Source organism: Acinetobacter lwoffii, assembly GCF_024129735.1.
Classification (GTDB): Bacteria; Pseudomonadota; Gammaproteobacteria; order Pseudomonadales; family Moraxellaceae; genus Acinetobacter; species Acinetobacter lwoffii_H.
Window position 1 is genome coordinate 1 of the sequence record NZ_JAMXXK010000038.1, and the last position, 12,039, is coordinate 12,039.

Annotated in this window: 8 protein-coding genes; 3 read left to right on the forward strand and 5 right to left on the reverse strand. The window is 47.7% G+C overall.

What is annotated here, in order from left to right:
• Positions 1-236: 236 nt before the first annotated feature.
• The 4 genes from dnaJ to NI469_RS11200 all read right to left on the reverse strand — a co-directional run bounded on the left by dnaJ (position 237) and on the right by NI469_RS11200 (position 6,211).
• Positions 237-1,355 (reverse strand): molecular chaperone DnaJ, encoded by a 1,119-nt coding sequence (gene dnaJ, locus NI469_RS11185; RefSeq protein WP_004280855.1) that lies wholly within the window; start codon positions 1,353-1,355, stop codon positions 237-239.
• Between the two features lie 104 nt (positions 1,356-1,459).
• Positions 1,460-1,837: a hypothetical protein gene (locus NI469_RS11190; RefSeq protein ID WP_004280853.1), complete on the reverse strand. Its 378-nt coding sequence runs from the start codon at positions 1,835-1,837 to the stop codon at positions 1,460-1,462.
• A gap of 130 nt (positions 1,838-1,967) precedes the next feature.
• The gene (locus NI469_RS11195) at positions 1,968-5,105 is read right to left on the reverse strand and encodes an efflux RND transporter permease subunit (RefSeq protein WP_004280852.1); all 3,138 of its coding nucleotides are present in this window, start codon (positions 5,103-5,105) and stop codon (positions 1,968-1,970) included.
• A 2-nt stretch (positions 5,106-5,107) separates the two neighbouring features.
• A complete protein-coding gene (locus NI469_RS11200; protein ID WP_004280850.1) occupies positions 5,108-6,211 on the reverse strand; it encodes an efflux RND transporter periplasmic adaptor subunit in 1,104 nt (367 codons plus the stop codon).
• Positions 6,212-6,359: 148 nt separating this feature from the next.
• On the opposite strand from NI469_RS11200, the gene NI469_RS11205 reads away from it, so the two are divergent.
• The 3 genes from NI469_RS11205 (at position 6,360) to NI469_RS11215 (ending at position 11,422) form a co-directional block, all read left to right on the forward strand.
• The gene (locus tag NI469_RS11205) at positions 6,360-6,983 is read left to right on the forward strand and encodes a TetR/AcrR family transcriptional regulator (protein WP_004647680.1); all 624 of its coding nucleotides are present in this window, start codon (positions 6,360-6,362) and stop codon (positions 6,981-6,983) included.
• Positions 6,984-7,132: 149 nt separating this feature from the next.
• Positions 7,133-9,820, forward strand: coding sequence for a phosphoenolpyruvate carboxylase (ppc, locus tag NI469_RS11210; RefSeq protein WP_253175212.1), 2,688 nt, complete (start codon positions 7,133-7,135; stop codon positions 9,818-9,820).
• 306 nt (positions 9,821-10,126) lie between these two features.
• Positions 10,127-11,422, forward strand: a complete 1,296-nt coding sequence (locus NI469_RS11215) for a solute carrier family 23 protein (protein ID WP_004647682.1) — start codon at positions 10,127-10,129, stop codon at positions 11,420-11,422.
• Between the two features lie 266 nt (positions 11,423-11,688).
• Here the strand turns inward: NI469_RS11215 and NI469_RS11220 are convergent, their stop codons facing one another.
• Positions 11,689-11,868, reverse strand: a complete 180-nt coding sequence (locus NI469_RS11220) for a hypothetical protein (RefSeq protein WP_004647684.1) — start codon at positions 11,866-11,868, stop codon at positions 11,689-11,691.
• Positions 11,869-12,039 lie beyond the last annotated feature (171 nt).

A 12,039-nucleotide genomic window follows, 5' to 3' on the forward strand; every position in this document is an offset into this window, starting at 1 on the left:
GTTTAATTTACTTGCTGGCATATACAATTTAGATTGGGTGAAAGATAAACAATTAAATTGATTGAAAAATGATTTATGAAGGAAGTCTAATGAAATATAAAAATAGAAACCGCTTTTTAGGCGGTTTCTGTTTTTAAGCGATACCTATCAACTAATAAATAGCATCTTCTAATCTAGAGTATCTTATCTACATAATAAAAAAGGACGCCTCAGCGTCCTCTTTTACTTTCACTCAATTAATCAAACAAGCGATCAAAGAATGATTTTTTCTTTGGTGAGGACTTGCTGTCTTCCCCATCCATGGTTTCTTGCAGTTCTTTTAACAGTTCACGTTGACGTGCACTTAAATTCACTGGAGTTTCCACCACAATACGGCACAGCAAGTCACCTTGCATGCTGGTACGTACCGGTTTAACACCCTTACCACGTAAGCGGAACAATTTACCCGTTTGCGTACCTTCAGGAATTTTCAAGCTAACACGACCATCCAGCGTAGGAATCTGAACTTCCTTACCTAAGGCTGCATCAGCAATCGATACCGGCACATCCATATACAGATCAGCGCCATCACGCTGGAAGATTTCGTGCTCACGCACCACCACTTCTACGTACAAGTCACCTGACTGACCATCACGGATTGCTTCACCCTTACCGGTCAAGCGTACGCGGTCGCCATTGTCCACGCCCGCAGGAATAGTGACTTCCAAGGTTTGCTGACGATCTGACACCCCTGAACCATGACATTTATTACATGGGTTCTTGATGATCTTGCCCTGACCGCGACAGGTACTACAGGTTTGCTGTACCGAGAAGAAACCTTGCTGCATACGCACTTGACCCGCACCATGACAGGTACGGCAGGTTTCCACATCGTTTGGATTTTTTGAACCTTTACCATCACAGGCATCACACGGTGCCGGTGCAGTAAAGGTAATGGTTTTCTTGACGCCTTTGACCGCTTCTTCCAGAGTCAGTTCCATCACATAGCGTAAGTCCGAACCACGGCGTGCACGTTGCTGGCCACGACCACCGCCGCCACCAAAAGCACCACCGAAAATATCACCGAACTGGTTGAAAATGTCTTCTGCGCTGAAACCACCGCCGAAGCCGCCACCGCCGCCCATACCACCCTCAAAGGCCTGGTGGCCCATACGGTCGTACATGCTGCGCTTTTCACCATCAGAGAGCACTTCATAGGCCTCTGCTGCTTCTTTGAATTTCTCTTCAGCTTCAGCATTGTCCGGGTTACGGTCTGGATGATATTTCATCGCCAACTTACGGTAGGCTTTTTTGATTTCATCATCACTAGCGGTTTTAGCGACGCCCAAAACCTCATAATAATCACGTTTAGCCATGTCTGGCGATGCTCCTCACGGAATTTTGTTTAATATTCAACTGAGGTCTGAAATTGGGGTCAAACCTGATTTTACAAGGGGAAATATGAAAAAAATTATATGCTTTAGAACACAGCTTTATTTTGAGAGAATTTATGCAGGCCTTTAAACCAGGCATTGAGCAGGAAAATAAAGGCAATAAAGCTGAAAATCACCCCGGTCACGACACAGGCCTTGACCCATAACTGGCTGTCCCAGGCAAAGAAAAACAGCGGAATAAACCACAGCGCAGCAAAGAGCGCCAAAATGGTATAAATCACGATATTTCGCATGATCCACAAGGCCTGCGCCTGTAACCAGACTTCGGCATAATCGACTTGTGTCACTTTACGGGCCAACCAGTAGGCAAAAAGTCCACTAAACAGGGTAAATAAGGCCAAAAACATGAAGACATAAGCCATCGCTACGGAACGTCGCATCTTGGTTAATGTAGTTTGAGTCATGTTGGTTTAACCTCATTACCGGATTGGCAGTTCGGCCAATGCAGTAGTTACTTATTTTTTTAAATTATAAAAATCTCAGCTGCTACTATATTGAAAATTTCAATATTTCGCACCTGAAATTATGACAATTTTAAACAGAATTTAAACTTTTTTTCACTTTAAACCATTGTGCATATAAGGCAGGCAGGAAAAACAGGGTCAGAAGTGTCGCCACAATTAAACCACCCATAATGGCCACTGCCATCGGCCCGAAAAAAATACTGCGGGACAAGGGAATCATGGCTAAAACAGCGGCCAATGCGGTCAAGACAATCGGGCGACAACGGCGGACTGTGGCATTGATAATGGCATCCCATGGGGATTCTCCGGCCTGAATATCCTGCTCGATCTGGTCAATCAGAATCAGGGAATTTCGCATGATCATTCCAGAAAGCGCAATCGTCCCGAGCATGGCCACAAAACCAAAAGGTTTATTGAAAAGTAACAGGAATAACACCACCCCGATAATGCCTAAAGGTGCGGTCAGGAATACAATAAAGGCCCGTGAGATGCTCTTGAGCTGAATCATTAACAGGGTCATCACCACCGCCAGGAATAAAGGCATGCCGGCATTGACCGAGTTCTGGCCACGTGCGGATTCTTCGACCGTGCCGCCGACTTCCAGCAGATAGCCATTCGGCAACTCAGCTCGAAGTTGGTGCAGTGAATCGTGTAATTCATTCACCACAGTGGCCGGCTGTAAGGCCGTGCGAATATCGGCACGCACCGTGATGGTCGGTAAACGATTCCGATGCCAGATCAAGCCTTCTTCAAAGCTATATTCAATGTTGGCAAGCTGTGCCAACGGTACCGAAGTACCACGTGACGTCGGTATCGCCAGACTGCTTAAAGAAGCGACATCAACGCGTTCAGCCTGCGCACCACGTAAACGGATTTCAATCAGTTCACGCTTTTCCCGATACTGATCAATGCCGGCCCCCAAAATCGAGCTGTTCAGCACATTGGCCAGTTCGCTGCTAGTCACGCCCAACTGACGGGCACGATCCTGATCGATCTCCAGTTTGATGACTTTGCTCGGCTCACCCCAGTCTAGATGTACATTGGTGGTATTCGGATTTTCGCCCACGGTTGCGGCGACTTTCTGCGCCCATTCACGAACCAGTCCCAGATCTTCACCAGAGACCCGGAACTGCAATGGATAACCGACTGGAGGGCCATTTTCCAGCAGGGACACCCGGGTACGGACTTCCGGTAATAACAGCCGAATCTGGTCACTCAAGGATTGACGGATTTCGTTACGATCTTCCAAAGAGGATGCCAGCACCACAAACTGGGCAAAACTGGTTTGCGGCAGCTGCTGATCCAGCGGTAAATAGAAACGCGGCGATCCCATCCCAACATAAGCCACATAGTTATCAATGCCCTCTTGTTTTGATAAAAAGGCTTCGACTTTTTTTACTGCAGCTTCAGTGGCCTTCAGTGATGCACCTTCTTCAAGTTTGAGATCCACCAGAATTTCAGCCCGGTTCGAGGGCGGGAAAAACTGCTGCGGCACCAGCTTAAACATTAAAATAGACAGAATAAAAATTCCGACCGTGGCAGCAATGACAGTTTTACGATAGGTCACACAGGCATCGACCCAACGGCGAAAACCCCGATAAAACCGGGTTTGATAGGGGTCATAATGTTTACCGGCGTGATGCACAATCGGCTGAGGTTCTGGCTGTTTGCGCAGACGTGCCCAGAGACGCTGGTACCACGGCGCTTTTTGAATTAAATCTTTGTTGAAATCCGGTAGAAGTTTATCGCCTAAATATGGCACAAACAGTACCGCGGCCAGCCAAGATACCAGCAATGCAATGGTCACTACCTGGAAAATCGAACGGGTATATTCCCCGGTACTCGAAGCTGCAGTGGCGATCGGCAGAAAACCGGCAGCGGTAATCAGGGTCCCGGTCAGCATAGGAAAAGCCGTGGTGCGCCAGGCATGCCCGGCCGCCTGTAAACGGCTATAACCCTGCTCCATCTTAATCGCCATCATTTCAATCGCGATAATGGCATCATCAACCAAAAGACCGAGGGCCAGAATCAGGGCCCCCAGGGAAATTTTATGCAGTCCGACATCAAACAGCTGCATACCGGCAAAGGTCATGGCCAGCACCAGCGGAATCGAGAAAGCTACCACCAGACCGGTTCGGAAACCGAGCGAGAAAAAACTGACCAGCAATACGATAATCACCGCTTCTGCCAGCACTTTCATAAATTCGTTAATGCTGCGTTTGACCGCCACCGGCTGGTCCGAGACTTTTTGCAGCTCCATGCCAAGTGGCAGGGCTTTTTGCAGGCGGGCGAATTCCTGTTCCAGATTTTTACCCAAGGCAATGATGTCCCCACCCTTACGCATCGATACAGCAATACCAATGCCGTTTTCGCCCATAAAGCGCATCCGGGGCTGTGCCGGATCACTAAAGCCTCGATAGACTTCTGCGACATCTCCCAGCTGAATGGTCTTGCCATTTACCAGAAGTGGCAGTTGCTGTAATTGTTCGACACTGCTTAAAGCACCGCTGACCCGAACCTGAATCCGGTCTGAACCGGTTTCAAAAAATCCGGCATTGCTCATGGCATTTTGCTGCTGTAAGGCCTGCTGAATGGCGCTGACTGGAACACCCAGCTGAATGGCTTTGGTGTTGGAAATCTCAATCCAGATTTTCTGGTCTTGCAGGCCAATCAGCTCAACTTTGGCAACATCTTTGACCCGTTGCAGTTGCAGCTGTAAGCGGTCGGCGTATTCCTTGAGGGTCGCATAGTCAAAATCTTTACCCTTGAGCACATAAATATTGCCAAAGGTATCGCCAAATTCATCATTAAAGAATGGACCTTGTACCCCTTGTGGCAATTCATGCCGGATATCGCCCACCTTCTTGCGCACGTTATACCAGACATCCGCGACATCTTTCGAAGCCAGGGAATCCTTGGCAACAAAAGTCACCATGGATTCGCCCGGACGCGAATAGGCCATGATACGGTCATACTGTCCCGTGGTCATCAGTTCCTTTTCAATCCGGTCAGTAACCTGTAGGGATACTTCTTTGGCACTGGCACCGGGCCAGTAGGTCTGGATTACCATGACTTTAAAGGTAAAAGGCGGATCTTCACTTTGTGACAGTTTGGAATAAGAGACGATGCCGATCAGACCCAGCAGGATCATAAAATACAGCACCAGACCTTTATTTTTTAACGCCCATTCCGACAGGTTAAAGTTCATGCTTAACCCCCTGCCTGAATGGTCACACGACGGTTTTCACGATCAATCGGATTGATTTTTTGCTGGTTACGCAGCAGATGTACGCCGCCAATCACCACATAGTCTTCCGGCTTGAGGCCACTGAGTACAGGAACACTGTCCCGGCCATAGGCACCGAGCTGGACCGGGACTTTACGTAAGGTATGATCCGGCTGGACCACCATGACATAAGCCTGCTGATCCGTTGCCGAGACACTGGATAACGGCACACTAAGCATATTATCGCGGCTATGCTGAAAAAATACCCGGGCACTTTGTCCCAACTGGATCTGGCCATTGCCTTCACGTAAGGAAACTTTAACCCTGAAGGTACGCGACTGGTCCGCTGCCGGTGAAATCTCGCGAACAAAAGCGGCAAATTTTTCTTCAGGTTTGGACCATAATGTCACTGTGGCTGTCTGTCCCACCTTGATCTCCGAAATAGCCTGTTCCGGCACCCCAATCACCACTTCACGCTCGCCGGCAATTGCCAGTTCATACACCACCTGCCCGGCAGCAACCACCTGACCTGTTTCAATATTGCGCGCAGTGATCACGCCGTTTCTAGTGGCAATCAGCTGGTTATAAGCAGTCTGGTTTTTAGCGGTATCATAGTTGGATTGTGCCTGCTTCAGATTTGACATGGCGGTCTTGTACTGGTTTTCGATCGCGTCATATTGTGAGCGGCTCACGGCATTGGATGGCAATAACTGCTTGAAACGTTGTAGTTCGTCTTGAGCAATCTTACTGGCAGACTGTGCACTTTCCAGCTGGGCACGTGCTGCATTCAGCTGCAGCTGGGCATCTTTGACATCCAGAGTTGCCAGGACTTGCCCGACTTTGACCTGGTCACCCACATCGACGAAACGCTGGGTCACCTGACCCGCTACCCGAAATGCCAGTGCCGTTTGCTGTCGTGCCTGCACATCACCGGCATAACTTTTTAGTTCATGCTGTGAAGTGGTGGGTGTGGCCACCATGACAAAGGGAACTTCCTGCCCTGCGGCAGCAGTATCTTTGCTGCACCCGGTTAAGGTCACGCTGCAAAGCACCACCATGCCAGCCAATATGCTGTAAATCCTGCTCATCTTATCCGCTCTTATCTGATCGTCTTTTTTAGGGCAAACTATGCTGATATATTGAATTGCTTGTTTTTTAATTAATATACCACCCGGTACACTAATTACAACTGAATCATCAAAGCAATGACCGTGTTGACTTTTTTTGGAAGAGATTGTGCAAATACCTGTAGGACGACCCAAGGATCTGGAAAAGCGTCAGCGCATACTCAGCGCGGCCAAAAGCTTATTTTTAGCACATGGCTATCATGCTTCCAGCATGAACCAGATTGCACGTGAGGCAAGAGTCACCAAGCTGACGGTGTATAACCATTTTCAGGACAAGGCCACCCTGTTTAGCTGTGCGATTGAGGATACCTGTGAAGCCATTCTGCATGAACATCCTCAGCTCTTGCAGCCGAGCAGTGACTTTGCGCAGGAGTTTTATCAGGCCTGTCAGCGCGCTTTAAATATTCTTCATTTACCTGAAGCGATCAAACTGGATCTGTTGCTGATGGAACTGGCCTCGCAGCAAAGTCCGTTGACCGAACAGTTTTATCAGGCCTCGCATAGCAAACTGGATGCAGTCTGGAATGATTTCTTTGCCCTGGCCCAGCAGTACCGCTTTATTCAGGTCGATCTTCCAGAAAAACAGACCGAGCTGATCGTATCCCTGCTGACCGGAACCCGTCATCAGAAAATCCTGCTGGGTCTCAGCCTTCCCCCTTCAAGCGCAGAACAGCAACAGATCATTAACGAGGCCATTGAACTGTTTATGCTGAAATATGCCCTGCCGGATTAACTCCTTTCCTTCGGACTGATCGCCGATAACCATATGTGGCCTAAAATTTGCTAAAAAAGCAGCCAATGCTCTGCAACTTTTGTCTCTAAGGGACTTGGATTGTCATGCAGTCGCGGTATAGTCAAAGCATGCATGTGAGGGAATAAAAAATGATTCAACAGATTGATGCACCACTACGCGAAGACGTACGCTTACTGGGTAATTTGCTGGGGGAAACCTTAAAATTACATGCGGGGCAGGATTTGTTTAATCAGATTGAGCAGATTCGTGCTTTATCTAAAGGCGCACGTGATGGACAGGTCGAAGCAGAAAAACAGCTAGAACAATTATTTTTGAGTCTGGAAGATGCAGAAATCCTGCCGCTGACCCGCGCCTTTACCCACTTTTTAAACTTTGCCAATATTGCCGAACAATATCATGTGGTACGTCGTCGCCGTCAGAGCGAGTTTGATGACACTGCAGAATCGCCCAATCCTCTGGTGCCTTTATTTGAAAAATTTAAACAGCAGGAGATTTCTGCCGATACGCTGTATCAGCAAATCTGTGAACTGAAAATTGAACTGGTTCTGACCGCGCATCCCACAGAAGTCAGCCGCCGTACCCTGATTCAAAAATATGACGGTATCAATAATGCCCTGTCCAAATTTGACCAGCAGAAACTGACTCCACGTGAACGTCAGGCAGTTCTGGCCGATCTGAAACAGCTGATCAGCTCCGCCTGGCAAACCGATGAAATCCGTCAGCATCGCCCGACTCCGATCGATGAAGCCAAATGGGGTTTTACCACCATTGAGCAAACCTTATGGAATGCAGTACCGAAATTTATCCGTGAACTAAATGGCATGGTGCAAGCGCAATGTGGCCAGAACCTGCCCTTAGATGTCGCACCCGTACGTTTTGCCTCATGGATGGGTGGTGACCGCGATGGCAACCCCAATGTCACCCACACCGTCACTCAGGAAGTACTGTGGCTGTCGCGCTGGAAAGCAGCCGATCTCTATGTACGCGATATTGAAAACCTGCGCTGGGAACTGTCCATTCAGCAATGCAGTCCGGAAATTTCTGAAGCCTTGGGCCAGCCCCATCCTGAACCTTATCGTGAATATTTACGTGATACCCGTACCCGCCTGAAAGCCACCCGTCACTGGCTGGCAGAAAAATTAAAAGGCAATGATGCCGATGACAGTCTGGTGATTAAAAGTAAAGATGAACTTTTACAACCGCTCCTGACCTGCTACCGTTCACTGATGGACTGCAATCTGGCCGAAATTGCCAATGGCAGCCTGCTGGACTTTATTTACCGGGTCAACAGTTTTGGGATCGAACTGCTAAAACTAGATATCCGCCAGGAATCGGGTCGTCACCGTCAGGCGATTTCTGCGATTACCGAATATTTAGGACTGGGGAATTTTGAAACCTGGACTGAACAGGCACGGCAAAACTTTTTACTGCAAGAGCTGCAAAGCAAACGTCCGTTGCTGCCAAAACATCTGAATGAGCCAGCAGGCAGCCTGATTGAACATCCGGATGTACAGGAAGTGTTTGCCACCATGCGTACGCTAGCCGAGCAACCGAGCGAATCTCTGGGTGCTTATATCATCTCGATGGCGGAATATCCAAGTGATGTGCTGGCGGTTTTATTGCTACAGAAAGAAGCCGGCATCAAGCAGGCGCTACGGGTGGTTCCCCTGTTTGAAACCTTAAAAGATCTGGATGGCGCAGCCGCAACCATGTCGACCCTGTTCAATATGCACTGGTACAAACAGCATATTCAGGGCAAACATGAGGTCATGATTGGCTATTCGGATTCTGCCAAGGATGCTGGTTTTATGTCGGCCAACTGGGCCCAATATCGTGCCCAGGAAGAACTGACCGCAGTTGCCCAACAACATGGCGTGCAATTGACCCTGTTCCATGGTCGTGGCGGTTCAATTAGCCGTGGCGGTGCGCCAACCCAGCAGGCACTCTTCTCTCAACCGCCAGGGTCGATTTCAGGTGCGATCCGGGTGACTGAACAGGGCGAAATGATCCGTTTCAAATTCGGTCTGGAAGAAATCGCCCTGCAGAATCTGGAAATTTATACCGCTGCAACACTGGAAGCGACCTTACTCCCGCCACCTGAACCCAAACAGGAATGGCGCGACTTGATGCATCAAATGACCGAGCTATCGGTGCAGGTCTATCGCCAGACCGTCCGGGAAAATCCGCATTTTGTGAAATACCTGCGTACCGTCGTCACGCCAGAACTTGAACTGCAAATGCTGCCACTGGGTTCACGGCCGGCGAAACGTAAAGTCAGTGGTGGGATTGAATCACTGCGAGCGATTCCCTGGGTCTTTGCCTGGACCCAGATTCGCCTGATGTTACCGGCCTGGCTCGGTACCGGTGCTGCATTAAATGCGGTACTGGATCAGGGACAACGCACGGTACTGGATGAGATGCTGGCAGAGTGGCCGTATTTTCAGACCCTGATTGATATGCTGGAAATGGTACTGTCCAAAGCCGATGCCAATGTGGCGCTATATTATGAATCGCATTTGACTCAGGATGAAGATCTTAAAGTTCTGGGAACAGAACTGCGTCAGCGTTTGCAGGATGCTGTACAAACCCTGTTGAGCTTAAAAGGCGAATCGAAACTCCTGAGCAGTAACGGTGTACTGGATCAGTCGATGAAAGTACGTAAACCCTATTTGTTACCGCTGCACTTACTGCAAGCTGAACTGATGAAACGTCGCCGTTTATATCTGGAACAGCAGCAGGCTGAAAATACCCCGGTCGATCATGCCTTAATGGTCAGCATTGCCGGCATTGCAGCCGGTTTACGTAATACCGGCTGATTTTTCGCCCTCGCATTCAAAGCACATCCTGGTGATGTGCTTTTTTTGTACATGAATTGGCCAAAACCACTCACTGCATCGTATTTTTTATAACTAAAATAACAAATCTTTATGAGTGAATTTTAAGCATAGCTATATGATTAATCCACTGATTTAACGCTACTTTTATATTAAAAATATTTACCAATTGATAAAAAATAAATAAAAGTCAATGAATTAACTTGAACAAAAAGTTGAAAGGAGTGATTAAAACTTCCAAAAAACCGGAGTATGATGTGCACAATTTATCTTTTGAGTGCTCATTTTATGTCCAGTTGGTTTCCCAAATGGCGCCCGTATGAGGGCAGTATCGATGCACGACCAGTAGGTACCGCAGAGTATTTGCCACCCGCACAAACGGTAGTTTTGGGTGTACAGCATGCCTTTGCCATGTTTGGCGCAACCGTACTGGCACCTTTTTTAATGGGCTTTGATCCAAACCTGGCAATTTTAATGTCAGGGATCTGTACCATCCTGTTCTTTTTAATCACCGGTGGCCGGGTTCCAAGTTATCTAGGTTCAAGCTTTGCCTTTATTGGTGTGGTCATCGCAGCAACTGGTTATGCGGGTGGTGGCGGACTGAATCCGAATATTGGCGTTGCAGCAGGCGGGATTATCGCATGTGGCATCTTCTATGCGCTGATGGGCTTTCTGGTCATGGCGACGGGCACCCGCTGGATCGAAAAGCTGATGCCACCGGTAGTGACCGGTGCCGTGGTGATGATCATTGGCCTGAACCTTGCTCCAGTCACGGTTAAAAGCGTCATGGGCAACACCTTTAATATGTGGATGTCTCTCGTTACCGTGATGTGCATGGGCTCGATTGCCGTCTTTACCAAAGGCCTGCTGCAACGCCTGCTATTATTGGTCGGTCTGTTACTGGCCTATCTGATCTATTTCATGCTCAGCAATGTCATGGGTTATGGCACTGCGATTAATTTCCTGCCAATCCAGCAAGCAGCCTGGTTCGGTTTACCGACCTTCCATGCACCGACCTTTGAAGTCAATGCCATGCTGATCATCGCACCAGTTGCCTTGATTCTGGTGGCAGAAAATCTGGGCCATATTAAAGCCGTAGGCGCGATGACCGGTGAAAACCTGGATCCGCATATTGGTAAAGCCTTTGTAGCAGATGGTATTGCAACCACTTTAGCCGGTGGTGTGGGTGCGCCGGGTATGACCACCTATGGTGAAAACATTGGTGTAATGGCCGTGACACGGGTTTACTCGACCATCATCTTTGCAGTCGCGGGTGTCTTTGCTGTGTTCCTGGGTTTATCGCCTAAGTTTGGTGCGGTGATTCATACTATTCCAACGGCGATTCTGACCGGTGCTTCGATTATAGTCTTTGGTTTGATTACTATTGCTGGTGCCAAAATCTGGATTGAGAACAAGGTCGATTTTTCGCAGAACAAGAACCTGATGGTGGCTGCGGTGACCATTATTTTAGGTACGGGTGATTTTGCCCTGACTTTTGGTAGCTTCAATCTAGGTGGTATTGGTACGGCAACGTTTGCAGCCCTGTTCTTAAACTGGTTCTTCAGTCTGGTCGATAAAAAATAAAATTCAGCGATGACTGGGCACAGCCTGTTGCAAGCAAAAAGACCGAACATATATGTTCGGTCTTTTTTGTAGCCTAAAACAGTCTGTCTAGAATGAACTGTTTTAAGTGACTGGCAATTGATTCGCGTTGGCTTATTTCTGTTTTTTAAGCGCTTGCTTCAGTTGCTTCAATTTGCCTTTATGTTTTGAAATCTTTTTCAAACGTGCTTTGATTTCTTGCTTTAAAGATTTAACTTGCTTAGCCATGGTATTACTCCCTAGTAAGGCTATTCGTTAGGCTTGTGTTGTTTCACAAAACCACGAATAAATTTTCTTAATTCACGAGCAGCACTAGTATCCAGTTCTTCGCAGAGACGAATAAATTCATCACGCTCCGTACTCTGAATACGAATTAAAAGTTGTCCATCTTTCTTGCCTGTCTTTATTTTTTTGATTTTCTCGCTCATTGCTTATCTCTCCAAAATAAAGACTGCTTTGCAAAAGATGTATATACAATATATATACTTTTTAAATTAAATCAAACTTACATTGTAAAAATATTTAATAAAATCAATTTATTTTTTTTACCATAATTTCTATAAAACCGTGCAAAGCCCGTCCAGGCAAGGCTTTAGGCA

Bases quoted from the DNA above. Each gene is read 5' to 3' on its own strand.
- dnaJ (WP_004280855.1), bottom strand. From the start codon at position 1,355: ATGGCTAAACGTGATTATTATGAGGTTTTGGGCGTCGCTAAAACCGCT.
- NI469_RS11190 (WP_004280853.1), bottom strand. From the start codon at position 1,837: ATGACTCAAACTACATTAACCAAGATGCGACGTTCCGTAGCGATGGCT.
- NI469_RS11195 (WP_004280852.1), bottom strand. From the start codon at position 5,105: ATGAACTTTAACCTGTCGGAATGGGCGTTAAAAAATAAAGGTCTGGTG.
- NI469_RS11200 (WP_004280850.1), bottom strand. From the start codon at position 6,211: ATGAGCAGGATTTACAGCATATTGGCTGGCATGGTGGTGCTTTGCAGC.
- ppc (WP_253175212.1), top strand. From the start codon at position 7,133: ATGATTCAACAGATTGATGCACCACTACGCGAAGACGTACGCTTACTG.
- NI469_RS11215 (WP_004647682.1), top strand. From the start codon at position 10,127: ATGTCCAGTTGGTTTCCCAAATGGCGCCCGTATGAGGGCAGTATCGAT.
- NI469_RS11220 (WP_004647684.1), bottom strand. From the start codon at position 11,868: ATGAGCGAGAAAATCAAAAAAATAAAGACAGGCAAGAAAGATGGACAA.